We start from the raw sequence: 26,328 nt of genomic DNA on the forward strand, positions 1-26,328 counted from the left end.
GATCGCGCCGAGGCCGGTGACCGAGGGGGCCACGTTCGTGTCGAAGCGCACACTGACCGGTTTCGCTGCCGTGCGCCGCCGCCGCGCTCCGGGCCGGGCATGACGGCCGTCGGTTCCCACAGCGACATCCCGGCCGACCTGCTCGAAGCGCTCCACGCACGGCTGCACGCCGTCAAGGACCCCGGCGTGCCCGCTGCTGAGGCCGCCGGCCGGCCCGCCGCTGAGGTGGCCGGCCTGTCCGCCGCTCAGCGCGACATCTGGCTCGCGGACCGGCTTGCCGGCGCGACGGCGGCGCACACGATGAGCGCCGCGCTGCTGCTGCCCGGCCCCGTGGACCTGACGGCGCTGCGGCGGGCACTGACCGCCGCCGCTGACCGGCACGAGGTCCTGCGCACCGGCATCGGGGAGGTGGCTGGTGAGCCGGTCGCCCGGACGGTGCCGCCGCCGGTGCCTGAGCTCGCGCCGCAGCCACCGGATCCCGGCGACCCGGCCGAGGTGCTGCGGGAGCTGGCCGGGCGGCCGTTCGACCTCACCGCCGAGGCGCCGCTGCGCGTCCATCTCGTGCCTCTCGGCCCTGGCCGGCACCTCCTGCTGCTGCTCCTGCACCACGTCGCCGGAGACGCGCCCACCCTGCGGATCCTCGTCGAGGATCTCGCGGCGGCCTACCGCGGCGCGGCCCTTCCACCGCCCGCGACGCGCTACGCGGACCTGGCGCGCCACCACGAGGAGCGGGCCGCACGGTCCGCCGCCCGCGCGGGCGCGTACTGGCGGGATCGGCTTCGCGGCGCCCCCGCAGTGCTCGACCTCGGCCCGGTCCCGGCCGTCCGCACGTATCGCGGGCTGGTCCGGACGATCGCGCTGCCGGACGAGCTGATCTCGGCTGCCGGCCGGCTCGGGGTGCGCGCCGGTGGCACCCTGTCCCTCGCGGTGATGGCCGCATGGGTCGCCGTGCTGCGCCGGCACACCCGGCAGGACGACCTCGTCGTCGGCACCGCCGTCGACCTTCGCGAGGCGACGGACGACGAGCGCACGGCCGGCCCCGCCGTCAACCTGGTGCCCGTGCGGGTGCGGGTCGGCCCGATCGCGTCCGCCGACGACCTCCTGGCCGAGACTCGGGCCGCGCTGCTCGGGGCACTCGACCACGCCGCGACACCGTTCGCGCGGCTCGTCGAGGCGGTCCGCCCGGCCCGGGTGCCCGGCCGCCATCCGCTGCTCCAGACGACCGTCGACGTCACCCGCGCCGGCGCGGACCCCGTCGACTTCGGCGACGTGCGGGCCACACCGGTGCCCCTCGACGTCGCGCCGGCGCGCGTGGACCTCGCGTTGTCCGTCGACCGCGCCGCGCCGGGCTGGACCGCCCGGCTGGTCGCCGCCGCCGACCTGTTCACTGTGGACGGCGCCGACGCGCTGCTGGAGGGCTTCGCCGGCACGCTGCGGACGATGACGACCCCGGCGGCCGTGCCCGCACCGGTCGCCGTCCCCGCGGCGCCGACGGTGCTGGAGGCGTTCGACGCCTGGGTCGAGCGGCAGCCGGCGGCGGTCGCGGTCGAGGACGGCACCCGGGCGCTGACCTACGCCCAGCTCGACCGGCGGTCGCGGCGGCTCGCCGAGCAGCTGGCCGGACCGGTGGCCGGGCCGCCCGGGACACCGGTCGGCGTGTTCCTCGATCGTGGCGTCCGGCTCACGACCGCGTTGCTCGGCGTGCTGCGGGCCGGTCGCGCCTACGTGCCGCTCGATCCGGAGCATCCCCCCGCCCGCACCGCCGCGATCCTCGCCGACGCGGGCGTGCGGTGCGTCGTCACCCATCCGGGACTGCACGACCGGCTGCCGCGCCGGCCCGCACCGGCGCCGCCGGGCCGGGTCGGGGACGACGCCGCGTATCTCATCTACACCTCGGGGTCCACCGGCACGCCCAAAGGCGTCGAGGTGACCCACGCGAATCTCGGCACACTGCTGCACGCCATGGCCCACCTGACCGGCTTCGGCCCGACCGACACGCTGCTCGCCGTCACCACGGTCACGTTCGACATCGCGGCCCTCGAGCTCTTCCTGCCGCTGACCGCCGGTGGCCGGGTCGTCCTCGCGCCACCCGCCGCGGCCGGGGACCCGGCCCGGCTACGGGCGCTGATCGCGCGCCACGGGGTCACCGTCCTGCAGGCCACGCCGGTCACCTGGCGCGCGCTGCTCGACACCCCCGCACCGCGGCTACGGGTCGCGCTGTGCGGCGGCGAGCGGCTCCCGGCCGACCTCGCGCGGCGCGTCGCCGCGGCGGCCGAGCGGGCCTGGAACATGTACGGGCCCACCGAGACGACCATCTGGTCCACGGCGCACCAGCTCGACCCGGCCGAGGCGGAGCCGGTGCCGATCGGGCGGCCGCTGCCCGGCACCGGCGTCCACGTGCTCGACGACCAGCTGCGGCCGGTGCTGCCGGGCGACCCCGGCGAGCTGTGCCTGTCCGGCGGGGGCGTCGCCCGCGGCTATCACCGCCGGCCAGAGCTGACCGCGGCGCGGTTCCCGGCCGGGCTCTACCGCACCGGGGACCGGGTGCGGATCCGCCCGGACGGGGCGCTGGAGTTCCTCGGCCGGCTCGACGACCAGCTGAAGATCCGCGGCCTGCGGGTGGAACCCGGCGAGGTCGAGGCCGCCGCGCGCACCGTCGACGGGGTCCGCGACGCCGTGGTGACGGCGCCGCCCGGGCCGGACGGTGAGCCGGTGCTGTGCTGCCATGTCGTCGTCGACCCGGTGCGCGGTGCCCCGCCGGAGCGGATCCGGGCCGCGCTGCGCCGGATGCTGCCCGACCACCTGGTCCCTGGCACGGTGATCGTCCTCGACGCGTTGCCGCTGTCGCCCAGCGGCAAGGTCGACCGCAGGGCGCTGCCGCCGCCGGCCGGTGCGCCGGCCGGACCGGCCGCGGTGCTCGCGCCGCGCGACGACGTCGAGCGGGCCGTCGCCGAGGCCTGGCACGAGGTGCTCGGCCGGCCGGCTCCAGGCATCGACGCTGACCTTTTCGCCGGAGGTGGTCATTCGCTGCATGCGATCCGGATCGTGGCGCGGCTGCGCGAGCGGTTCGGCGTCGAGCTGCCGCTGCCGCGCGTGCTGGAGGAGCCCACGGTCGCGGGCATCGCCCGGATCCTGGGCAACGGCGACGGCAACGGCAACGGCGACGGCGACGGCGACGGCGACCGCCCGCTGGACCTGCCGTCCCTGGACGTCACGGACCACCGCCACGGTGAGCCGGCCCCGCTCACCGCGGCCCAGCTCGCGGTGTGGCGGGTGAGCCTGGACCCGGCCGCGAGCCTGGCCTACCACGTGCACACCGTCCTGCACCCGCCCGCCGGAGCGCCGGTCACGGCGGCCGTCGCCGCGCTGACGGCCCGGCACTGCGTGCTGCGGACCCGCTACCTCGACACCGGCGACGGACCCCGCCAGGTCGTGGACCCGTCCGGACCCGCCGACGTCGACGAGGTGATCGTCGCGGCCGGCGGGGAGGCGGCAGCGATCGCCGCGCACGTCCGCGAGCCGTTCCAGCTCACCACCGCCGCGCCGGTGCGATGGCTGGTCGTCCGCGTGGCCGGCGGCCCGACCCTGCTGTCGCTCACCGCGCACCACGTCAGCCTCGACGGCTGGTCCGTCGGCCTGCTCGCCCGTGAGCTGGCCGCGCTGTGGTCCGGCCACCCGCTGCCGCCGGCCCCGTGCTTCATCGCCGTCGCCCGCTGGCAGCGCGCGGCGCAGTCCGCGCCGGTGCTGGCGCGGCAGCGGCGGTACTGGAGCCGCCAGCTTGCCGGGGCCGGCGCCGCGCCGATCCTGCCCTACGACCGCGAGCCCCCACCGCGGCCCGACTTCCGGGGCGACGTCGTGCACTCGCACGTGCCGGTCGACGCCGCCGCACTGGCCCGGCGGCTCGGCGCGACGCCGTTCACCGTCCTGCTGGCCGCCTTCACGACCCTGCTGCGCAGCCGCAGCGGCCGGGACGATCTGTGCGTGGGCGTCCCGATGGCCGGCCGGCGGCTGCGCGCCCTCGAAGACGTCGCCGGCATGCTCGTCAACCCGGTGGCCGTGCGCTGCGACCTGTCCGGCGACCCCACCTTCGCCGAGCTGGTCGACCGCCTGCGGCACACCCTCTTCGCCGCGCACGTGCACCAGGAGCTGCCGTTCGCCGAGGTGGCCCGCGGCGGCCCCCGCGCCGGCCGCAACCCCCTCTATCAGACGATGCTCGGCCTCGACGAGGGCGCGCCGCGGGCGCATCCGGGCGCGGCGAAGCTGGACCTGACGGTCATGATCACCCCCGATTCGGGCGCCCGGTGGGAGTACGCGACCCAGGTCCTGGACCGGTCCACAGTGCAGGACCTGGCCAGCCGGTTCAGCGCACTGGTCGCCGACGCCTGCGCCGACCCGCACCGGCCGCTGAGCGAATTCGCCCCGCCGCGGGTCACCGCACCCCGGGCACGGCCCGTCCCGGCTCGCGACCGGCGGCGGTCCACCCTCATCGAGGAGATCATCGCTCGCGTGTTCGCCGAGTCGCTCGGGGTGGACGCCGTCGACCCGGACGCCGACTTCTTCTCCCTCGGCGGGCACTCGCTGTCGGCGGCCCGGGTCGCCGCCCTGCTCGGCGAGCGCCTCGGCGCCGGCGTGGCCCCCCGCACCGTCATGGAGCACCCGACGGCAGCCGCGCTGGCCGCCGCCGTCACGCGAGCAGCGGCGCCCAGACCGGCGCCCAGTCCGGCGTCCCGCACCGGGCCCCGGCCCGAGGGCCCCCTGGTCCTCGTCACCGGCGGCACCGGCCTGGTCGGCGCCGCGGTCGCGGCCGAGCTGCGCCACCGTGGTGCACGGGTGCGCATCCTCACCCGGCCCAGCACCCGGCACCGCGCCGAGGCCCTCGCCGACGAGGTCGTCGAGGGCGATCTGCGCGGCGACGGCCTGCGTGACGCGACCCGTGGCGTCGACGCGATCGTCCACGCGGCGTGGTCGTTCACCGACCCCGACCTCAACGTCGAGGCGACGGCCCGCCTGCTGGACGCCGCCGTACGGTTCGTGTTCATCAGCAGCACCGACGTCTACGGCCGCCCCGGCACCCTGCCGATCGACGAGTCGTTCCCGGTGCCGGCGGACGGCCTCACGCCGTACGCGCGGGCCAAGGCGGCCTGCGAGCGCCTCGTCGCCGACCGGGCGCGCGCCGGTCACGCCCTGCTGCGCCCGCCGTACGTGTGGGCGCCCCAGCCGTACTGCCTCTGGCAGCTGCGCGAGACCGCGGCGGCGCCGCTGGAAGCGCCCGGCCCGCTGGTGGTGCCGCCGCCCGGGCGGGGCCACGCCTGGGTCGACGCCCGCGATCTCGCCCGGGTCGCCGCCGGGTGCCTGGACCGCACGCCCGACGGGCCTCTCGACGTCATCGGCGGCCACTTCGCCTGGCGGGACCTGGCCATCACCCTGATCCGGCTGCGCGGGCTGGACCGCACCTGGCGGGACGGCACCCCGGACGGTCTCTACGGCTCGCACCGCAGCTTCAGCGGTGCCCGCGCCGCGCGGCTGGGCTTCCGGCCCCGGCACCGCTGGCCCCGCACCCTGGCCGCGGCGGTGCGCAGCGCCGGGGTGGACCGGTGACGGACACAGTCGTGTTCTGCTTCAAGGGCCGGCACGGCCTCGGGCACACCCGCCGCGCCCTGCTCTCGGCCGAGGCCCTCGCCGCCGCCGACCCGTCGCTGCGCGTCGTGCTCGTCAGCCAGTGCCGGTCGATCGACCTGCTGCGCCGCACCCGGCTGCCCGTCATCAACCTGCCCGTGCTGGAGCGCCTGCCCAACGACGCGGTCGATGCCGCGTTCCTGCGCCTGCTCGACGCGCTCGGCACCCGGCTCGCCCCGGCGCTCGTGGTCGAAGACACCTACCCCGACCCGCGGCACCTGTTCCTGGCGCCGTTCCGCGACGCCGCCAAGGCGCTGCTGATGAGCGGCATGACCAGTGGCACCTATCTGGAGCGCATCCGCCAGGACGGCCTGCTGCGGCACTACGACCGCATCCTGATCGCCCGGGACGAGGCGTCCGTGGCGGGCATCGGCGACCTGACCCCGCCGATGCGCACCGTCCTCGGCCACAGCGCCCGCATCCGGTACACCGGCCCGGTCTACGCCGCCCCGTCCACCGACGAGGTGGCCGCGGCCGCCGCCCGCTTCGGCGGCGGGCCGCTCGTCGTCGTCAACGCGGGCGCCGGCGGCGACGTCACCACCCAGGCGTTCCCGGAGCGCCTCTTCCGGTCCATGACCGAGGTCGCCGCCCGGCTGCTCGACGAGCGCACCGACGCCCACGTGGTGCTCGTCGCCGGCCCGTACTACGCGGGTTCCCGCCCCGCGGCCCTGCCCAACGTGAGTTTCGTGCCGTTCGCGCCGGACCTGCCCGCCCTGCTGCACGCGGCCCGGGTCGCCGTCATCCGGCCGGGCAGCAACGTGCTGCGCGAGACCCTGTCCGGGCCGGCCAGCACCGTCATCGTCCCCAACTTCTCCTGGGCCGAGAACCAGCAGGACACCGCCGACCGGCTCGTCGCGTCGGTGCCCTACGTGGCGCAGGCCACCTGCGACGACGTCGACGCCCTGCACCGGCTCACCCGCGAGGGGCTGCGGCACCCGCCGCGGCCGCCGTGGGAGGAGGCCCGGTCGCCCGCCGCCGACCTCGTCGCCGCACAGCTGCTGGAGGTCCTGCGCGACCCGGTCCCGCCGGTGGCCGATCTGTTCCTGCTCGCGGGCGGCCTCGGCACCGCGGAGCGCCGCGAGGTGCTGGCGCGGCACCTGCCCGGCGCGGCCGACGCGGACGCGGACACCCGGCTGCTGCTCCTCGACCGCGTGCCGGCGGTACACCTGACACCGGCGCTGCTGCACGAGCGGGGCGTGCGGCTGGTCGCGGTGCCGGACGGCGCGTCCCACGATCCTCGTCACGGCGTGAACTACGACGACGGCTACGGCTTCGACCTGCCCGTCTGGCAGCGGGCACACCGGCTCGCCGACCACGGCCTGGCGAGCGTGCGCGTGCACCATCACCGCGCGGTCGCCGACCGGCCCGAAGCGGTGCGCTACCGGCTCGACCGGCTGCGACACGACACCGCGCTGCCGGCGGTCTGGCTCGACCTGCGCGCCGTGCCGACCGGCGCGCTGCCCGCCTACGCGGCCGGCGTCGGCACGGCACTGTCCGGCCTGACCTTCGCCACCGTGACCGACCTGCTCGACCGGCAGGTGTCCGCACAGCTTCTGTGAGGTGCCCGTGACTGTCATCGAGATCAATGTCCGGACGGACGGCGACGCTTCGCTGGACGCCGTCGCGGAGCGGGTGGTCGCGCTGCTGGACCGCGGCGAGGCACAGCTGGTCGACTTCGCGGGGTCCAGCGACGAGACCACCATCCGCGCGGTCGCGTATCCAGGGCCCGGCGATGAGGACTGACCCCGCGCTGCACGACCTCGTCGGTCACGACCCGGAGCGCGTCGCGGTGCGGGCCGGGGCACGGACCCTCACCTACGCCGCCCTGCACACCGCCGCCAACCGCGTCGCCCACGAGCTCGCCGCGCGTGGCGAAGGCCACGGCACGGTGGTCGCGGTCCGGCTGCCCCGCGGTGCCGACCTGCCGGTCGCGATTCTGGGTGTGCTCAAGTCCGGCGCCGCGTATCTGCCGCTCGATCCGCATCACCCGCCGGAGCGGCACCGCCGGCTGCTCGAAGCCGCCGGCGCGCGGACGGTGCTCGACGGCCCGCTGGCGTTCGACCGCCCCGGCACCGCGCCGGACGTGCCGGTTCCCGTCGACGCGCTCGCCTACCTGATCCCGACGTCCGGCACCACGGGCGAGCCGAAGATCGTCGAGATGTCGCACGGCGCGGCCGTCAACACCCTGTCCTTCCTCGGCACGGGCTGGGGTGTCGGCCCCGGCGACGTGGTGCTGCAACTCGCGGACCTGGGCTACAGCGCCGCCGTCCGCGACGTGCTCGGCCCGCTCGTCAACGGCGCGACCCTGGAGCTGCTGGCCGAGGCCGGCGCCCGGGCGGTGCAGCAGGTCGCCGACCGCCTCGCCGCCGGCGGCGTCACCTGCCTGCTGTCCTGCCTGCCGCAGGTGCTCTCGGCGCTGCTCGACCTCGGCGCCCCGGCCGGCGACCTGCGGCTCGTCGTGACCATCAGCGAACCGCTGAGCGCCGACCTCGCCACGCGCGTGCGCCGGGCGTGGGGGAGCGGGGTGCGCCTCGTCCACCAGTACGGCCTGACCGAGTGCGCGATGACCTCGCTGCAGATGGACGTGCCGGCCGATCTCGCCGGGCTCGACCGCCTCCCGGTCGGGCGGCCGCTGCCGGGCACCCGGGTGTACCTGCTCGATCCGCACGGCCGGCCGGTCCCCCCGGACACGGTTGCGGAGCTCTACGTGGCCGGCGCCGGGCTGGCCCGCGGCTACCGCAGCCGGCCCGTGGCGACCGCCGGCCGGTTCCTGCCCGACCCGGCGCACCCCGGGGAGCGGATGTACCGCACCGGCGACCTCGCCCGGCAGCGGCCGGACGGTGTCGTCGAACTGATCGGGCGCGCCGACCGGCAGGTCAAGCTCCGCGGCTACCGGGTGGAACTCGACGAGATCGAGCTCGCGCTGCGATCCCACCCGGCCCTGCGCGACGCCGCGGTGCACGCGGACCTCCGGTCGGGGGAGCCGGAGCTGACCGGCTACGTCGTCCCACGGGCCCCGACCGTGCCCAGCCCCGCCGAGCTGACCGCGCACCTCGTCCGGACCCTGCCCGAGCCCTGGACCGCGCTGCGCTACGTGACCGTGCCCGAGCTGCCGAGACTGCCCGGCGGCAAGGTTGACCGCCGGGCCTTGCCGTCCGCCGAGGTGTCACCGGCCACGGCGGGCGACCAGGAGCACGGGCCGGCGGTCGCAACGGCCGAGGTGTCACCGTCCACGGCGGACGGCCAGCGGCACGGGGCGACGGTCGCAACGGCCGAGGGGTCACCGTCCACGGCGGACGGCCAGCGGCACGGGACGGCGGTCGAGGCGGTCGAGGCGGTCGTGGACGAGGCGTGGCGGGCTGTGCTCGGGCTGGCCGAGCTCGGCCCTGACGAGGACGTGTTCACCCGCGGGGCGCACAGCATGCACGTCGTCCGGATCACCGCGCGGCTGCGGCGGGCGCTCGCGATCCCGCTGCGGGTGCAGGACGTCTTCGAGCACCCCAGTGTCGCCGGGCTCGCCGGTCGACTGGCACTGCTCGCACCGGAGCAGTCCCCGCCACCACCGGCGCCGACCGGCGAGCGGCCCCGGCAGTGGCCGATCACCGCGGCGCAGCGTGGGCTGTGGTTCCTCGACCGGCTCCGCCCGGGCGGCGCGACCTACACGATCGCGTTCGCGCTGGATGTCGACGGACCGTTGGACACCGGCGCGCTGCGGCGCGCCGTCGAACGGGTGGTGCTCCGACACCCGGCGCTGCGCACCACCTTCACCGACCACGACGGCGAGCCGGCCGCCGTGCCGCACGAGGCGGCGGCGTTCGAGTTCACCGTGGGCGACGTCGTCGAGGACACCTGGGTGGCCAGGCCGTTCGACCTGGCGACCGGGCCCCTGCTGCGGGTCGCCGCCGACCCGGCCGGCGGGACGGTGCGCGTCGCCGTGCACCACATCGTCGCCGACGGCTGGTCGGTCGGTGTCCTGCTGCGCGACCTGTGCGCCGCGTACGCCGGTCGGCCGCTACCCCCGCCCCCGCCGCCGCCCGGCCCGGAGCCGGAGCCGGCCGACCTGCCGGAGGCGTGGCTGGATCGGCTGCGCGCGGTCCCGGCGCGGCTGGAACTGCCCGCGGACCGGCCGGTGGTGGCGTCGGACGGCGGCGCGGTGGTGTGGCGGACGCTGCCACCGTCCACCGTGGCCGCGGTCGAGGCCGTCGCGCGGGCGGCGCGGGCCACGCCGTTCATGGTGGTCCTGGCCGCCTGGTCGGCGCTGCTGGCCCGCTGGACGGGTGCGGGGGACCTGCTCATCGGCACGCTGAGTGCCGGGCGGACCGGCCCGTTCTCCGACGACGCCGTCGGCCTGTTCGTCAACACCGTGCCGGTGCCCGTCGCCGTCGCGCCGGACGCCCCGTTCGACGGGCTCGTCGCCGCGGTCCGGGCCGAGGTGCTGACGGCGTTGCAGCACGCGGAGGTGCCGTTCGACACGCTCGTCGCCCGGCTGGCGCCGGCGCGTGAGGCCGGCCACGCGCCGCTGGTCCAGGTCGCCTGCGACTGGTTCGACGAGCCGCCCGGCAGCTGGCCGCTCGGCGACGCCACCGCCCGGCTGCGGGACATCGAGCCGCCGGCGGCGAAGTTCGACCTGTGGCTGTCGGTGCGCCGCCGCGGCGACACCGTCCGGACCCGGGTCGAGTACCGGACCGACCTGTTCGCACCGTCCACGATGGAGCGGTTCGCCGACCGGTTCGAGGCGCTGCTCGGCCACGCGCTCCGCGAGCCGCGGACCCGGGTGTCCGCATTGGACGTCCTGCCGCCGGCCGAACACGACCTCGTCGTGCGGGACTGGAACCGCACCGCGTCGGCGTGCCGTGCCCGTTCGATCCTCGACCTGCTCGACGGCCACGACGGGATCGCGGTGCGCCACGGCGAGCGGACCCTCACCTACACCGAGCTGCACGCCGCCGCCGGCTCGCTGGCCGGGCACCTGCGCCGGCTCGGCGTCGCCCCCGACGACCTGGTCGGCATCCTGCTGCCGCGCACCCCGGAGCTGGTCGCCGCCGTGCTCGGCGTGCTGCGGGCGGGTGCCGGATACCTGCCGCTCGATCCCGCCTACCCCGCGCCGCGGCTGACCGCCGTGCTCGACCAGGCCCGTCCGCCGCTGCTCGTGACGGCGGGCGACCCGGATCCGGCGATCGACCTGCCGCCCGGCATGCGGGTCCTCGACCTCGCGGCGCTGCCGGCCGTGGCGGCGCCGCCGCCGGTCGCGCCGGAGGCCGGCCACCTGGCGTACATGCTGTTCACCTCGGGCTCGACCGGGGCCCCGAAAGGCGTCGCCCTGACCCACCGCGGTGTGCTCAACCTCATCGAGTGGGCGGGCCACGCCTACGACCGGGAGGAGCTCGCCTGCGTCGCCGCCGGCACGTCGGTCTGCTTCGACCTGTCGGTGTTCGAGCTCTTCGCGCCGCTCAGCGTCGGCGGCACCGTCGAGTTGCTCGACGACCTGCTCGCCCTTGTGGCCGGTCCGGCGGCGGCCCGGGTCACGCTGCTCAACACGGTCCCCAGCGCACTCGCGGCGCTGCTGGACAGCCGGGTCGAGCTGCCGGCGCTACGCCGGGTCAACGTCGCCGGCGAGGCACTGCCGGCGGCGCTCGTGGAGCGGGTCGCGGCGGCGCTGCCCGGCCGGCGGCTCACGAACCTCTACGCGCCCACCGAGACGACGACCTACTCGACCGCCGCGGACTGCACGGCGGGGAAGCCGGTGACGATCGGCCGCCCGATCGCCAACACCCGGGTGTACCTGCTGGACGAGCACCTGCGGCCGGTCCCGCCCGGCACCGCCGCGGAGCTCTACCTGGCCGGCGCCGGCGTCGCCCGCGGCTACCACGGCCGGCCCGACCTCACCGCGGAACGGTTCCTCGCCGACCCGTTCCACCCGGGCGAGCGGATGTACCGCACCGGCGACCTCGCCCGCCAGCGACCCGACGGGATCGTCGAGCACCTCGGGCGCGTCGACCGCCAGGTCAAGATCCGGGGGTACCGCATCGAGCCCGCCGAGGTCGAGGCCGCGCTCCTGGCGCAGCCGGCGGTGCGGCAGGCGGTCGCCGGCCCCGGCCCGGAGCCGTCCGGAGCGGCCCGGCTGGTGGCCTGGGTCGTCCTCGACGGTCCGGACCCCGGGGTCACCGTCGCTGATCTGCGGCGCGCTCTCGCCGGGCGGCTCCCGCACTACCTGGTCCCGTCGGTGATCACCCCGGTCGGCGTGATCCCGCTGAACCGCAACGGCAAGGTCGACTGGCCCGCGCTGCCGCCGCCGACCCCACCCACCGACCCCGGGGCGCCGGCTCCAGGGCCGGACCTCTCCGCCGCCGAGCAGGCGGTCGCCCGGCTCTGGCACGACCTGCTGGCCGTGGACGGGGTCACCGCGGACAGCCACTTCTTCGAGCTCGGCGCGCACAGCATCACCGCCACCCGCCTCATGGCCCGCATCAACCGGACGTTCGGGGTGGACCTACCCGTGAGCCTGGTTTTCGCCGCCCCTCGGCTGGGCGAGCTCGCGCGCCGTGTCGAGGATGCCCTCCTCCGTGCGATCATCGAGGAACGCGCCAGCCGGGAGGACGGATGAGCGGAACGCACGTCGAGGTCGACGCGGTCCACGGTGGACGGTGGACGTCGCTGAGAGGCTCGGACGGCAAGCAGTGGCTGTGGCGGCGCGACGCGCCCGGCCGGGACACCGTCGGCCCGGGTGATCCGTTCGTCGACGTGGGTGGCATCGAGGAGTGCTACCCGACCATCAGCGGCACTCCCGACCACGGGCACGTGTGGAGCCGCCCCTGGCTGCCCGACGGCGACGCGCTGCGGGTGCGCGGCGACGACTTCGATCTGACCCGCCGCATCGAGGTGGACGGCGACGAGATCGTTGCCGGATACCGCCTGCTGGCCCCGCCCGGCCAGCGGTTCATCTGGGCGGCCCACGCGCTGCTGGAGTTGTCCACCGCCGCCCGCGTCGTGCTGGCACCGGGGACGCCGATGATCGTGGATCTGCCTGACGACACGTCCGTGCCGACCGCATGGCCGGCGCTCGGCGACACCGACGTCAGCCGGTTCGGCCCGGTTGACGGCACCGTGATGGGGGTGCGCCTGCCGGGGCTGACCGAGGCGGCCGTCGAGGACGGCGACAGCCGGCTGACGTTCACCGTGGAGGTCGAGGGCCAGCCGACGGGGTTCATGCTGTGGCGCAACCTCGGCGGCTGGCCCGAGCCCTCGCCGTACCGCTCGACCGGGGTCGAGCCGATGATCGGGCAACGGGCCACCCTCGCCAACGCCGGCCCGGACGAGGCCGCGACGGTGCCACCGTCCGGCGAGGTGACGTGGACCCTGCGGATACGCACGACCTGATCGACCGACCGGACAACGACGAGAGGCATCGAGGCACGCGTGAAGGAATTCGTTGAGGTCCCGGTGGACGAGGGCCTGGGCCTGATCGTCGAGACGGTCGAGGTGCGCGCCGGCACCGTGGCCGCCGGCCGGCTGCACGACATGGCCGACGCGGCCGTCGAGTCGTTCGACTCCGCCATGAGCCGCGTGCGGGTCGCCGCCGGCACCGTGGTGCGGCGCATGCGCGACATGGCGGACCCGCCGGACGAGGTGACGGTGGAGTTCGCCGTGAAGCTCGCGACCCAGGCCGGCGTGGTCATCGCGAACACCAGCGCCGAGGCGAACCTGTCCGTGACGCTCAGATGGACCCGCGACGCCGGCCAGGCGGAGCCGGTGGTGAGCCCAGTGAACCCCTGATCCCACGCAGGTCCGCCGGGACACCCAGTGAGGGGGCGAGCGGTGATCAGTGCGGCCGGCTTCTGCGCGGCCCTGGACGGCGCGGGTGTGCGGCTGGTGACCGGCGTGCCGTGTTCCTACTTCGCCGGGCCGCTGCAACTCCTCGAACGCGACCCGGGCCGCTACGTCCCGGCCGCGAATGAGGGCGCGGCGCTGGCCATCGCGGCCGGAGCGGAGCTGGCCGGCCGGCGCAGCGCGGTGCTGATCCAGAACTCCGGCTTCGGCAACCTGCTGAACCCGCTCACCTCGCTGCTCATGACATTCGACCTGCCGGTGCTGGTGTTCATGAGTCTGCGCGGCTGGCCCGATCCGGCACTCGACGAACCACAGCACGCGGTGATGGGACGGACCAGCCAAGGGTTGCTCGCCGCCCTCGGGCTGCCCTACTGGGTGCTCGCGCCCGACGAGGACCACCTGGCCGAGGTGCTCGCCGTTGCGGATGCGGCGCGTCGCGGCGGGCAGCCCGCGTTCGTGCTCGTGCCGAAGGCGGTCATCGAGCCGGCCGGGCCGGAGCCCGCCGTCCCGGCGCCGTTCGGGCGGCGGGAGGCCCTCTCGGTGATACTGCCGCACCTGACCGGCGCGCTTGTCTTCACCACCACCGGCTACGTGAGCCGGGAGCTGTACGGGCTCGCGGACCACCCGACGACGTTCTACATGCAGGGTTCGATGGGGCATGCGCTCGCGCTCGGCGTCGGAGCGGCACTGGCCCAGCCGAGTCGCCGGGTCGTGGTGATCGACGGCGACGGTGCGGTGCTGATGCACCTCGGGACGTGCGTGACGGCCGGCGCGTTCGGGTCCGGCGGGCTGGTGCACGTGGTGCTGGACAACGGCGCCTACGAGTCGACCGGCGGGCAGCGGACCACGTCGTCCACTGTGGACTGGCAAGCGCTGGGCGCGGCGGCCGGGTACACCTCGACCGCCGTGACGGACTCCGCGGCGGGACTGTCCGGTGCGCTCGGCGGGCTACCGGACCGGCAGGGCCCGCACCTGGTCGTGGCGCGGATCGACGCCACGCCGGGCGTGCTGCCGCCGCGGGTGACATCCGGGCTCAGCCCGGCCGAGCTGCGCCACCGCTTCCAGCGGGCGGTGTCCGGGGGCGCTGGTTGACCGACGTCGAACTGGTGCGTGGCCGGGGCGCCGTGTCGCGGCTGCCCGAGCTCGTGGACGCCTGGGCGCCGCAGCGCATTCTCGCCGTCGGCGGGCGCACCGCACTGGCCCGCGCCGACGCGGCGGGCCGCCTCGCCGCGCGCCAGGTGACGTGGTTCAGCGACTTCACCCCCAACCCGCGCCTGCCCGAGGTCCTGCGCGGCTGCGCACTGGCCGACGCGGTCCGGCCGGACCTCATCCTAGGCATCGGCGGCGGCTCGGCGATGGACGTCGCGAAGATGGTGCGTGGGCTGCCGGCCGAACCGGCCGCCGCGCACGAGGTCCTTGCCGGTCGTCGACCGCCGCTGTCCCGCGCGCCTCTTGTGCTGGTGCCCACGACGGCCGGCTCCGGCAGTGAGGTCACCGGCTTCGCGACGGTGTACGTCGACGGGGTCAAGCACTCGCTGGATCACCCGTCGACCCACGCCGAGTTGTCCATTGTGGACTCCGCCCTCACCGGGAGCTGCCCGGACGACGTGACCTACGCCGGTGCGCTCGACGCGCTGGCGCACGCGGTGGAGTCAACGTGGTCACTGCGTTCCACGACGCCGTCCCGGGCGCTGGCCGGCGCGGCGATGTCGGCGCTGGTCGCCGTGCTCGGGCGAACCCCGGCCCCGTCGTTGTCCGCATCCGACCGGGAGGCGCTGAGCACCGCCGCCACCACGGCCGGACTGGCGATCGACCGCACCCGCACAACGGCCGGTCACGCGTTCGCGTATCCGTTGACGGCCCGGTTCGGGGTACGCCACGGGGTGGCCTGTGCGCTGAGCCTGGTCTGGCTGCTGCCGTTGACGGCCGAACGGCTCGGGCGCGACTGCCAGGACCCGCGCGGCGAGCGGTTCGTGCGCCGCCGGCTCGACGAGATCGAAACGACGCTGGCCGGCGCCGGCGGGATGGCCGGGGTGCTCGCCCGCACCGGAGTCTCGCCGTGGCTGGCGGACCACGGTGTGACCGAGGCGCACCTGCCCGGGCTCGTCGACGCAGCTCTGGGCTCGGGGCGCGCCACCAACGGTCCGGTGCGGCTGGAACCGAAGGTCGCGCTGCACACGTTGCGGGCCCGGCTGCGGCGCTGACGTGTACGAGCAGCGCACGTCGCGCCTCCATGTCCTATCCGTCGTGGCCCCAGCTCGCCCGGTCACGCCGGCCGCGCCGGGCTGTCGCGGCCGGGTTGTAGGTGTTGGTCAGTTCCACCAGGTCGAGGTAGCCGACGTGCGCGCCGGAGCCGAACTTCAGCAGCGAGGCGTGCCCGGACCAGCGGTGCCGCACGAACGGGCCGACCCAGGCGGACGCGTCGGCGGGCAACCGTGCCGCACGGACCTCGCCGGCCGCGTCGAGCCATTCGAGGGTCGCCTCGCCGGTCGTGACCAGGTAGTGGCACTCGGCCGGTTCGACCAGGTCGGCTTCGCCGCCGGCCCGGTCGGCATCCACGCGCAGGAACAGACCGGTCAGGTCCGGCAGATGTGGCGCGCTCGCCATCGAGGCCACCTCGTACGGCCCGAAGCGCCGCTTCGACGTCCGGGCCTCGTCGAGGCTGAAGCACGTCTTGCCGACGTCGTCGTGACGACGTTCGGGAGGCAGCAGCAGTCGGTAGTCGATGCCGACAGCACGGCCGACCGCGCGGAACGTCGCGAGACCGGACAACGGATCGGCGATGGCCGCGGCCAGTTCCTGCGACGACACGCCTGCGGCCGCGCTCACGCCCTGCCGGTCGTAGCCTCGCCTCGCGATGAGCAGGTCGAAGACGTCGCCTGGGTTGAGCCCGCGATCGAGGCGCTCCAGGTACGCGGCGAAAGCGGTGTCGGACCAGCCGTTCACCTCGTCGGCGAGGGCGGCGATGTTCGACTGCCCGGTGTAGGACACGATCCGTGCGGGCCGTTCGGTGGCCAGCGAGTACGCATGCGGGCAGTACGACGGCTCGATGTACGAGTCGCCGGTGATCCACGCGTCGACGCCGGAGCTGGCGGCCAGCACCTGCCAGGTCTGTGCGGACAGCTGCTCGCCCCACCGTCCATGGATGTCGCCGGGGCCGAGGTTGACGGTGATGGCCGGCTCGAGGTGTCCGTTGTTGAGCGCGGGCAGCCGGCCGGCTGGGCAGAGGATGTCGAGGATGACCGGTGCGATCCGCCCTGTCGGCGCGACCATCGAGTAGTAGTTGTAGAAGTGGATGCCGTCACGCTGGATCGGCCGGCGGGTCTCGTGCAAGGCCTCAGGCGTCTGGTGCAGCACGGTCAGGTCGCCCCGCAGCCGCTCGCCGAGCTGCGACGGGTCGATCCGCAGCGCGCCGGCCACCGCCGTCACCTGCTCGGGCGGCACGGTCGTCGCCCCACCCGCCAGCAGCGCGTCGATCGTCTCCCGCGAAATGCCGGCGAGGTCGGCGACCTGTGCCGCCGTGTACTTCCGCGCGTTCAGCCAGTGTCTGAGCTTGAACGGATCAACGAGCATGGCGATCACGCCCACCCGCTCGCGCGTTGTGCGCGGCGACGAGATCGGGGAGCTCGACGAGTGAGTCCAGCCGGAACAGGCAACGCCGCAAGGCCTCTTCGCCGCGAAGGACGTGACCCCATGGGCCTCGGCGCAGCGCGGCGGTCTGGATGTTCAACGCCTGTGCCGGCCTGATGTCATTGTCCAGCCGGTCACCGACGTAGAGGATCTCGTCCGGTTCGCAGTTCGTCTCGGCGAGCAGACGTTCGAAGAATGCGACGGCGGGCTTCTCCACGCCCCACTCCGCCGACGTCCCGATGACCGGCAGGCCCAGCGAGCGCACGTTCGCCCCGGCCCGGACGGACTGGTTGCCGGCCAGGCCGACGAAGAGGTGCTGCGCGCGCAGCGCCGCCACGCACGGCCGGACGTCGGCATACACGTCCGCCTCGGTGAAAAGCTCGGGGTGGCCCGCGGCGGCGCGCAACTCCCGCTCGCGGGCGAGGTCGAAGCCCGGTTTGAACAGCTGGAACGTCTCCCGCGAGTCCCCACCGCGGGCGATGACCGCCCCGAACACCGCCGAGAAGGTGTGCCGCGGCACACCGAGCCAATCGGCCCAGAGGCCATACTCCGCGGTTTCGTCGATGACTGTCTCGCCGACGTCGAACACCACCGCCCGCAGAAAGGCCATCCCGCCCCCAGCCCGCCGGCAACACAAAACCCACAACCACCGTATCCGATGATGGCGATGCATCGATGCCGCAGCACCGAGATGGCACCCTTTCGCCGGGAAGGACCCATCGTGCACATTGACGATAACTTCGTCCGACGAATCGTCAGTGCGCGGCTGGTGTTCGCGGCCCGACATGTCAGATTCTGGAGCGGGAATCGAGGACAAGGATTCCGCCGCGCGTGCGCTGCACGAGGAGGTCGGAGTGACCGGTGCGCCGAACCGGCCAACCCTGCGAGCCATTGTCGCGGCGGACAAGTTCCGGGGCTTCGCCACGGCGCTGTCGGCGTCACGGGAGATCGCGGCCGGAATGCGCGAGGTCGGCGTCGACGCGGTGCCGTTGCCGGTCGGCGACGGTGGCGAGGAAACGGCCCGAGCCGTGCATCACGTCACCGGCGGCACCTGGGTCGTGGTCGATGCCGTGAACGCCTGGGGACGCCCGGTCGCCGCGCAGGTGCTGCAGGTGCCGAACGGCGACACGCTGCTGGAGGCGGCCGATGTCATCGGACTCCACGCGCGCCCCGCCGACGCGTCGCCCCTGACGCTTTCGTCGGCCGCGCTGGGACAGCTGATCCGCCGGGCCGCGCCACACGTCGACCGCCGTCTGGTGGTATGCCTCGGTGGCACCGCCACGATGGACGGCGGCAGAGGACTCGTCGAGGCGCTCGACGGCCGTCTCCCGGTCGACCGGGTGCTCGTCGCGGCCGACGTCGACGTCGGATACTCCGACTGCGTCCGCCTGTTCGCCCGGCAGAAGGGCGCCACACCGGCGGAGGCGGCGCAGCTGTCCCGCAATGCCCGCCGCACCGGGGCACAGCTCGAGCGGGCGGCCGGCATCGACCCTCGGGTGCTCCCGTTCGGAGGCGCCGGCGGCGGGATCGGCGGGGCGCTCGCCTGCCTCGGCGCGGAGCTGCGCGGTGGGTTCTCGGTGTACTGCGCGCTCACCGGGTTCGCCGATGCCGTGCGGGGTGCGGATGTGCTCATCGCCGGCGAGGGCTGCGCCGACCGGACGACCTGGCTCGGTAAGGCGCCCGGCGAGGTGATCCGGCTGGCACGGCGCGGCGGGATGATCGCTGGCCTGGTGGCGGGAACCATCACCGCCGAGGCGCGCCAGTCGTTCGCCGACGCCTGCACGACGGTGGTCGCCCTCGATGAGCTGGCGAAGCCGGGCGACCGGTGGAGCGCCGATGCCGCGGCGGATGAGCTGTGCCGGGTCGCGGGCCGGGCGGCGGCGCGTTCACTGATCACCTCCGGATCACCGAGGGGGACGGGTTGAATCCACGGACGTATTCGCTTCGCGACGCGCTCTGCGCACCGAGGCTCGTGCGGGCATTCGGTGCACACGACGTCCTGTCCGCGGTCATCGGCAGTCGTGCCGGATTCGAGGCGATCTGGGCGTCCGGGTTCGGCGTCAGCGCTGCCATGGGTCTGCCTGACCTCAGCCTGCTCGGATTGTCCGATCAGCTGACGGCGGCCTCGGCGATGGCGGCCGCGTGCCAGGTGCCGGTGCTGGCGGACGTCGACGGCGGTTTCGGGGGCAGGCTCAACGTGGCGCACACCGTGCAGATGTACGAGCGGGCCGGGATCGCGGGTATCTGCATCGAGGACAAGCAGTTCCCGAAGACCAACAGCTTCGTTCCCGACCGGCAGCGACTGCTCAGCGCGGATGAGTTCGCGGCCAGGCTGGAAGTGGCGAAGCGTGCCCAGCGGCACAGCGACTTCGTTGTCGTGGCACGCACCGAGGCGTTGATCTGCGACGAGAAGGTGGAGGAGGCGTTGCGCCGGGCGCACCAGTACGTGGACGCTGGCGCCGACGCGATTCTGGTGCACTCCAAGTCGAGACGGCCCGATCAGATCACGGACTTCCTGAAGCAGTGGCAGAAGCGGGCGGCGGTCGTGGCCGTGCCGACGACGTACTACTCGTGGCCGGTCGAGGAGGCATGGGAGGCGGGCGTCTCAATGATCATTTATGCGAACCACGGAATCCGCGCGGCGATGCGGCGCATCGCCGAGGTCGCCGACGAGATAGTCCGCAGCGGCTCATCCGCGACGGTCGAGCCGACCATCGCGACAATGGACGAGGTGTTCGAGGCCACCGGACTCCAAGGGTGGCTGGCCCTCGATGGCGATGACCGCTGACGGACCGCGGTCGGCCGCGGAGCGGGCGCAGCACGACCAAGCCATGCGGGAGTCGCCCGGCAGCCCCGTCATTGTTCTCGGAGCCGGGCTTGCCGGCCTTGCGACAGCGCTGCATCTGCGTGACATCCCGGTCGTGCTCGTGGAACGCGACAGCATGGTCGGTGGCAAGGCGCGCAGCCACCGGCGTGACGGGTTCACGTTCGATGTCACCGGCCACTGGTTGCATTTGAAACACCAGACGACGCAGGACCTTGTCCAGGGTCTCCTCGAACCCGGCGCGCTGATCGAGGCGCAGCGGCGCACGACCATCTACACCCACGGCGTCATGCTGCCGTACCCGTTCCAGGCAAATCTCCACGGTCTGCCGTTGGCGGTCATGGGGCAGTGTCTCGCTGGTTTCATCGGCGCCTGGCTGCGGACCAGAAGCGGGAAGGTCATCGAGCCCAGGGACTTCGAGGACTATGTGGTGCGCCGGTTCGGCCGGGGGATGGCGCGGCACTTCTTCATCCCGTACTACTCGAAGTACTGGGGCATGTCGCTCAACGAACTCGCCAGCGACTGGCACGTCAACTATGTGCCCGTTCCCACCTTGCGACAGGTGTTGAGCGGGGCGGTCGGATCGCGTCAGGACGGGCTCGGCTACAACGCGCGCTTCCTGTACCCGGCGGCCGGCGGCATCGACATGATCCCGCAGGCCATGCACCGGGCCTGCACGGCCCTGGACACGTGCACGACGCAGCTCTCCACGAGCGTCGAGGAGATCGACCCGCGGCTGCGGCGAATCAGGCTCACCAGTTCGCCCGACTGGGTGACCTGGCACTCGCTGGTGTCGACCATTCCGCTTCCCGACCTGCTCGACCGGATTCCGGCGCTTCCACCGGAGGTCATGGCGGCGCGCGGCGCGCTCCGGTCCCTCCCGCTGCGATACCTGAACGTGGCGACCCGCACGCGATCGCCGATGCGGGAGCACTGGGTCTACGTGCCTGACCCGGGATTCCCGTTCTACCGCGTCGGCACGTTCAGCAACGCGGTTGCGGCGATGGCACCGCCGGGCTGCGCCGGGTTGTGGGTCGAGCTGTCCGACCACAGCGGTCGCGTTGACATTCCCGATGCGCTCAGGGCGCTGGCTCGGCTGGGCGCGATAACGGACGTCGAGGACGTCTTGTTCGTGGAGCAGCACGAGGTCGAGCACTCATACGTCATCTTCGACAGCGCCCGGAAGGCCGCCGTTCACACGATCCAGTCCTGGCTCGCCGAACACGACATCCACATCTGCGGTCGCTACGGCGCCTGGGCGTACGGCTCCATGGAGGACGCCATCGTCGACGGCATCGCGGCGGCGCGGCGGATTCATACGCGGCACCCGGCCGGCGGATCCTGACGACCGGTTCGGCGACGCTCCACCGTCACGCCAGCCAGGCCGCGAGCCAATCGGCCTGGTGACCGAGGCGGAACGCCTCACCTCCCTCGTGGCCGTTCCATTCGTACGCCAGCATCTGCTTGGGCCCGCCGTACTGATTGAAACAGGCATATCCCCCCGACGGCGGGCACTTCTCGTCGCGCAGCGAGATGCCGAACAGGGCAGGGCAGCGTGCGCTGCGGGCGAGAATCGCGAGATCGAAGTACGCGAGTGTCGCAAAGGCCGCGTCCACCTTGGTGTGCTGCACCTCGCACCACTGCACGAGTTCGCGGTACGGCCCCAGGGTGGCGACCTGTGCGGACCGTTTGATGTTGCACAGGAACGGAACACTCGGCATCGTCCTCGCGACGTTCGGGTGCAGCGACGCGGCCGCCAGCGCCAGCGCACCACCCTGGCTGATGCCCGTTGTCACCAGCCGGTCAGGGTCGCAGAACGGCAACTCGGTCGCGGCGTCCACAGCACGGACAGCGTCGGCGAACAGGCGCCGGTAGTAGTAGCGATCCCGATCGGGCAACCCATCGGTCAGGAACCCGGGAACGTGCGGCAGGCCGGCGGAGCCGCCGTCAACCGTGTCGCCCGACCGCCACGCGCTTCCCTGGCCGCGGGTGTCCATGATTAGGTGCGGGTAGCCGGCGGCCGACCAGAACAGCCATTCCTGCGGCAGGCCCCGGCCGCCGCCGTAGCCGATGTACTCGATGACCGTGGGCGCCGGCCGGTCGAGCTGCCGGGGAACGAGGTACCAGGCGCTGATCCGGTGACCGCCGAATCCCGAGAACGTGACGTCGTACACGATCACCGACCGCAGCGGTGTGTCCCGAACCGGCTCGGCGACGACGTCGAGCGGATGCTCGGCGACCTCGGCCAGCGTGGTCTGCCAGAAGCGGTCCAGATCGTCCGGCACGGCAAGGTCAGGCCGGTACTGCGACAGTTCCGATACGGGCATCTCGGTGAACATGGCGACCTCCGCGGTGCAGATGTCCTGAGCAGGCAGTTCCAATACCAGTGCGGCGCGCCGCACCGCCCGATCCCTGATCCATGCCGACATGTCAGCCGGTCCGCATTCTCGCATTATTGGTCGGTGGCGCGCAGCTCCCACTCGAGCAACACGGTGTAGTCCACGACGGCCGGGGTGCGGACCTTCAGCGGCGCCGCGCCCGGCACCATCTCGCCGAAGGGGTGCGGGTTCGTCAGCGACAGCAGCGTCCGTTCGTAGCCGAGCAACGTGCCGGTGTCGGGGTCCACGATGATCGTGTCGCGGACGGGTCCGGTCATGGCGTCGAAGTCGAGCGAGAACGCCTCGCCGGTGCGTCCGGCGCGGTCCCTGGCCCGGCCGGTGTAGGCGATGCCGGGCAGGTCGGCGAGCACTCGCAGGACCTGCGCCCGCACCCCGGGCGGCAGCACGAGACCGCCGGCCAGGTGCGCGTATCCGCCCAGGGGCGACTGCTCCCCGGTCACGTTGACCATCTTGCCCTGACCGCTGATGAACAGGACATCGCGCAGGAGGTTCGGGTCCATGAGCTTGTCGGTCGGGCAGGACTGCGGGACCACGCCGGTCGTCCAGCAGACGTAGCCCACCTGCGTGCCGGCCGGCTGGCGCGTCTCGTGCCGGCCGAACTGCGGGCTGTCCTGCACGACCCTGGTGGAGCGATCGCTGTCCCTGTACCACAGCCAGGTCTCGGACGGATCCACGGTGAGGTAGACGCCCTTGGGGGCCAGGCTCGGGTTCGCCAGCTGCCACTGCCTGGTGTGGATGTAGCCGTAGCCGCCCGACCCCTTCGTCGGGGAACGCTCGGCGGTGTCGGCGAGGCCGCGCAACAGCTCGGCGGCGGTGGGCCCGCCGGTCGCGCGCTCGTAGCGCAGCGGCGGTGCCGTCGCCGCGTACGCCGGGGCCGGGTCGTGCCGCAGGACGGCGACGGTGCCGGTCGTGGCGGCGGCCGCCACGGCGAGGGCCGCCCCGGCCAGGAGCAGCCGGCGGCGGGGCCGGACGGCGGCGGGGCGGGGCTCGTCGCGCGACGCGGCCAGGATGGTGCTCAGCACCGTGCGCCGGTCAGTGCCTTCGCGGAGATCTCCGTCGAGGTCGGCTGCGGGGTCGAGGCCGGCGAGCACCGATTCGGCTCGCCGTGCGGAACGGGTCATCACGATGCTTCTCCTGTCGTCGAGGGCACAGCGCGGATGCGGGTCGCCGTGGGAGGCGACGGCGAAGGCTCCAGCGCGGCCCGCAGCCGGCGGCGCGCGCGGGCGAGCCGCATCGCGAAGGCCGGAATACTGCAGCCGAGCACCCGGGCGGCATCGGCCGTCTTCAGCCGCTCCCACACGACCAGGCGGAGCACCTCGCGGTCCGGCTCGCCGAGCCGGTCGAACGCGGCCGCGACCGCCGCCCGTTCGGAGATCTCCTCGGCGTGGTCGGTCTCGACCGGCGGCGGGCTGAGCGCCGCGACGCGGTCGGTGAGCCGCCGCTGCCGCTGCCGACCCCGGATCTCGTTGGCCAGGACGTTGCCCGCCACCGCGTAGAGCCACGGCAGCGTCTTGTCCGGCGGCATCCGCTCCCACCGCCGCCACGCGACCAGGAACACCTCGGCCGCCAGGTCATGCACCGATACGTCCGCTGCCCGCCGGTGCAGGTACCGCTCGACGTCGCGATAGTGCCGTTCGAACACGGCGGAGAACTCTTCTTCGGCTGTCACACCCACCTCCACCCCGTCTGTGTCCGGCACCGGCCCGACCATCACACCCGGCGGAGCAGCTTTCTCGGGGTCGAGCGGGCCGACGAACGTTCCAGAACGACGGAAAGCGGCTCTTGCTTCACCTGACGGTCAGATCCAGGCGAGCGGCCACAGGAAGGTCGTCGGCGTGATGCCCTCCACCTCGGTGAACGCCGGGACCGGCGGCGCGGAACCGTCGGCGGGCGCGGTGCGCCAGCCGTTGCCCGTCCACAGCAGCAGCTTGCCGCCGTCGGGCGAGGCGAACGCGCCGATCAGTCCGCCGGGCGGCGGTTCGGCCAGGACGGGACGCAGCGTGGCGGTGTGCCTGGCGGGATCGACGCTCACCGCGACCACCGCGCCGTGCACTGGCCGCGTGTCGGCGAAATCGGCGACGCACCAGACGGTCGTGGCGCCGGGGCGGGCACCGCACTCGTACGGCGGGTCGTCACCGCCGCCGATGCCGCCGTCGGCGAGCCGGGCGTCGGGCGAGATCGCCCACTGGACGACGACGCCGTCCTTCGTGGTCGCCTTCCCCAGCTGGTGCGGGTCGCCGACCGCTGTCGTCTCGTGGCGCGGCTGCTCGCCGGGCCTGGCCGGATCGGCCGAATACCACCGTTCGGAGTCGTCGTCGACGTCGCGCGGGACCGCGTTCGCGACCACGCGGCCGGTGCCGTGGTCGAACCACCCCACGATGTACCAGTTCTTCGGCAGGTCCGGCACCTTCCAGCTGGTCTCGTCCTCCCAGCGGCCCCCGCGTCGGGCCTTGACCGTCACGACACCGTCCCCCATGGCGGCCTTGAGGTCCCAGTCCTTGCTGTGATACCTGCCGTACCCCCAGCGGGGCGTATACCAGTCCTTGGCCCGGACCGCGGGCGTCATCGGCTCGGCGGGATCGAGGCCGGTGTCCTCGTCGTCCGCCTCGGCCTGCGACCAGATCCGCTTGCCGGTGGCCGGGTCGATGACGACCAGCACCCGGTGCTCCCGCCGCGCGTCGGCGACGACCGCCAACAACCCGGCCGGCGGTCGCCCGTCCGTCGGGACGGCCCGCTGTCCGGCCTTCGCCGGCGGTACCGCTGCGGGATCCCCCGCATCGCTGTCGCAGCCTGCGGTAAGCAGCGCCGCCACCGCCACGCCGGCCATCCAGTGTCGCTTGCTCATGTGTATCCCCCCGGGTCCGGGAGGAGTGTAGAGGTTCAGCGCATCGCCACTTGTCCAGCGCGGGGCGGCCGGCTGGAGTAGCGGATCAGGGCGTCGATGCCTCGGCCACCGAGGAACGACAGCCAGGCGGGCGGGACGCTTCGTCGCGCAGCAGCGCGCTACGAAGGGCCCTGCCGGTCGTGCGGTCAGCGGCTCGGCGGGCACGTCGCGGACGATGAGGTCGGCCCCCCGCAGCCACTCACCCGCGTCGATGATTTCCGACGCGCCGCCGAAGGCCGGCTCCTCCTCGTCAGGACCATGCCGGCGACCTTACGCAGGGCTAGGCTTGCCGACGGCAGTCGACGGGTGGACGCGAGGCAGACGATGGTCGCTGGTGCGGTGTTGCTGGATCTCCTGCGACGGTTCGTGTTCTACGACGACGAGACCGTCGTGTGGAGCAAGGACTCCGCGCCGCATGCCGCACTCGCCGTCGAGACCAGCGACCGGCTGTTCAACGTCCGGGTCGTGCCCGACCTGCTGCGCGTCGGTGCGGCACCGTGGGTCGAAGCGCTCGTCGTGGCGATCCGCGAGGACCAGGAGGTCGAGGGCCCGGCGCCGCAGGACGTCTTCCTGCTGCGCACCGACGGCGAGGCCCTGCACCTGCGTGACCCGGGCACCGTCGCCGCGCTCGGTGCCCTCGTCGTCACCGGCGACCTCTGCCCGGTGGCGTATGCGGAGGTGCTCGCCTCGTGCCACTGGCCGGGCGGCTGGTGCAAACAGGTCGTGACCGATCCGGCGGCGTGGCGCGGCGAGCATCCGCCGGAGGCGGACCTGCCGCAGGTTGAGGCGCCGCAGGTGCGGGACACGGATGACGCGACGCAGCTGACGTTCTTCGCGTCCCGGCAGACCACCGAGGTCGTCGGCGGCAGGCCGGTGCTCGACGTGAGCCGGTGGACCGTCCGGATCCCGAAGGCTCCCCACGGCGCGCCCGCGGCCTGGGATCGTGAGGCGGTGGCCGACGCCGTGCCACTGGCGCCGCCGTGGTGACGAACGCAGACGCCGTGGGGAGCTCGTCCTCGCCTGGGAGGCCGGCCGTGAGCGCCTGGACGATCCGCGCCGCCGCCGCCAGCGGACGATCGCCGACGGGG

Annotated in this window: 18 protein-coding genes; 12 read left to right on the top strand and 6 right to left on the bottom strand. The window is 74.1% G+C overall.

The window, feature by feature from the left end; genetic code table 11:
* Positions 1-99 precede the first annotated feature (99 nt).
* The 8 genes from Dsi01nite_RS16365 to Dsi01nite_RS16400 are packed head-to-tail and all read left to right on the top strand — an operon-like array spanning position 100 to position 15,707.
* Positions 100-5,598 (top strand): non-ribosomal peptide synthetase, encoded by a 5,499-nt coding sequence (locus Dsi01nite_RS16365; protein WP_203847004.1) that lies wholly within the window; start codon positions 100-102, stop codon positions 5,596-5,598.
* Positions 5,595-7,235, top strand: coding sequence for a hypothetical protein (locus Dsi01nite_RS16370; RefSeq protein ID WP_203847005.1), 1,641 nt, complete (start codon positions 5,595-5,597; stop codon positions 7,233-7,235). The genes Dsi01nite_RS16365 and Dsi01nite_RS16370 overlap by 4 nt, the downstream gene beginning before the upstream one ends.
* Before the next feature lies 1 nt (position 7,236).
* On the top strand, positions 7,237-7,419 hold the full coding sequence (locus tag Dsi01nite_RS16375) for a hypothetical protein (RefSeq protein WP_203847006.1): 183 nt from the start codon (positions 7,237-7,239) through the stop codon (positions 7,417-7,419).
* Positions 7,409-12,280, top strand: a complete 4,872-nt coding sequence (locus Dsi01nite_RS16380; RefSeq protein WP_203847007.1) for a non-ribosomal peptide synthetase — start codon at positions 7,409-7,411, stop codon at positions 12,278-12,280. The genes Dsi01nite_RS16375 and Dsi01nite_RS16380 overlap by 11 nt, the downstream gene beginning before the upstream one ends.
* The gene (locus Dsi01nite_RS16385; protein WP_203847008.1) at positions 12,277-13,053 is read left to right on the top strand and encodes a hypothetical protein; all 777 of its coding nucleotides are present in this window, start codon (positions 12,277-12,279) and stop codon (positions 13,051-13,053) included. Before Dsi01nite_RS16380 ends, Dsi01nite_RS16385 begins: the two co-directional genes overlap by 4 nt.
* 39 nt (positions 13,054-13,092) lie before the next feature.
* Entirely contained in the window at positions 13,093-13,449 is a 357-nt protein-coding gene (locus tag Dsi01nite_RS16390; protein WP_203847009.1) for a CU044_2847 family protein, read from the top strand.
* Between the two features lie 42 nt (positions 13,450-13,491).
* Positions 13,492-14,595, top strand: a complete 1,104-nt coding sequence (gene aepY, locus Dsi01nite_RS16395; protein WP_203847010.1) for a phosphonopyruvate decarboxylase — start codon at positions 13,492-13,494, stop codon at positions 14,593-14,595.
* Positions 14,592-15,707, top strand: coding sequence for a phosphonoacetaldehyde reductase (locus Dsi01nite_RS16400; protein ID WP_203847011.1), 1,116 nt, complete (start codon positions 14,592-14,594; stop codon positions 15,705-15,707). Before aepY ends, Dsi01nite_RS16400 begins: the two co-directional genes overlap by 4 nt.
* 34 nt (positions 15,708-15,741) lie before the next feature.
* On the opposite strand, the gene Dsi01nite_RS16405 is transcribed toward Dsi01nite_RS16400, so the two are convergent.
* Together Dsi01nite_RS16405 and Dsi01nite_RS16410 are read right to left on the bottom strand one after the other, a co-directional pair.
* Positions 15,742-17,076, bottom strand: a complete 1,335-nt coding sequence (locus Dsi01nite_RS16405) for a helix-turn-helix domain-containing protein (protein WP_203847012.1) — start codon at positions 17,074-17,076, stop codon at positions 15,742-15,744.
* Positions 17,066-17,743 carry an HAD family hydrolase gene (locus Dsi01nite_RS16410; protein ID WP_203847138.1) on the bottom strand — a complete coding sequence of 226 codons (678 nt, stop codon included), beginning with the start codon at positions 17,741-17,743 and terminating at the stop codon, positions 17,066-17,068. Before Dsi01nite_RS16410 ends, Dsi01nite_RS16405 begins: the two co-directional genes overlap by 11 nt.
* A gap of 244 nt (positions 17,744-17,987) precedes the next feature.
* Between Dsi01nite_RS16410 and Dsi01nite_RS16415 the strand changes: the two genes are divergently transcribed.
* From Dsi01nite_RS16415 to Dsi01nite_RS16425, 3 genes are read left to right on the top strand one after another with little or no spacing between them, the layout of a single operon-like run.
* On the top strand, positions 17,988-19,058 hold the full coding sequence (locus Dsi01nite_RS16415; RefSeq protein ID WP_203847013.1) for a glycerate kinase: 1,071 nt from the start codon (positions 17,988-17,990) through the stop codon (positions 19,056-19,058).
* On the top strand, positions 19,055-19,921 hold the full coding sequence (locus tag Dsi01nite_RS16420) for an isocitrate lyase/phosphoenolpyruvate mutase family protein (RefSeq protein ID WP_203847014.1): 867 nt from the start codon (positions 19,055-19,057) through the stop codon (positions 19,919-19,921). Before Dsi01nite_RS16415 ends, Dsi01nite_RS16420 begins: the two co-directional genes overlap by 4 nt.
* A gap of 43 nt (positions 19,922-19,964) precedes the next feature.
* Positions 19,965-21,302 carry a protoporphyrinogen/coproporphyrinogen oxidase gene (locus Dsi01nite_RS16425; RefSeq protein ID WP_203847015.1) on the top strand — a complete coding sequence of 446 codons (1,338 nt, stop codon included), beginning with the start codon at positions 19,965-19,967 and terminating at the stop codon, positions 21,300-21,302.
* A 25-nt stretch (positions 21,303-21,327) separates the two neighbouring features.
* On the opposite strand, the gene Dsi01nite_RS16430 is transcribed toward Dsi01nite_RS16425, so the two are convergent.
* The 4 genes from Dsi01nite_RS16430 to Dsi01nite_RS16445 all read right to left on the bottom strand — a co-directional run bounded on the left by Dsi01nite_RS16430 (position 21,328) and on the right by Dsi01nite_RS16445 (position 25,201).
* Positions 21,328-22,386 (bottom strand): acetylxylan esterase, encoded by a 1,059-nt coding sequence (locus Dsi01nite_RS16430; RefSeq protein WP_239135928.1) that lies wholly within the window; start codon positions 22,384-22,386, stop codon positions 21,328-21,330.
* A 23-nt stretch (positions 22,387-22,409) separates the two neighbouring features.
* On the bottom strand, positions 22,410-23,477 hold the full coding sequence (locus tag Dsi01nite_RS16435) for a CU044_5270 family protein (protein WP_203847016.1): 1,068 nt from the start codon (positions 23,475-23,477) through the stop codon (positions 22,410-22,412).
* A complete protein-coding gene (locus Dsi01nite_RS16440) occupies positions 23,477-24,025 on the bottom strand; it encodes an RNA polymerase sigma factor (protein WP_239135929.1) in 549 nt (182 codons plus the stop codon). The genes Dsi01nite_RS16435 and Dsi01nite_RS16440 overlap by 1 nt, the downstream gene beginning before the upstream one ends.
* Before the next feature lie 129 nt (positions 24,026-24,154).
* On the bottom strand, positions 24,155-25,201 hold the full coding sequence (locus tag Dsi01nite_RS16445) for a hypothetical protein (protein ID WP_203847017.1): 1,047 nt from the start codon (positions 25,199-25,201) through the stop codon (positions 24,155-24,157).
* Between the two features lie 378 nt (positions 25,202-25,579).
* Between Dsi01nite_RS16445 and Dsi01nite_RS16450 the strand changes: the two genes are divergently transcribed.
* Positions 25,580-26,227, top strand: coding sequence for a hypothetical protein (locus Dsi01nite_RS16450; protein WP_203847018.1), 648 nt, complete (start codon positions 25,580-25,582; stop codon positions 26,225-26,227).
* Positions 26,228-26,328 lie beyond the last annotated feature (101 nt).

The sequence above is a fragment of the Dactylosporangium siamense genome, from assembly GCF_016862795.1.
GTDB lineage: Bacteria > Actinomycetota > Actinomycetes > Mycobacteriales > Micromonosporaceae > Dactylosporangium > Dactylosporangium siamense.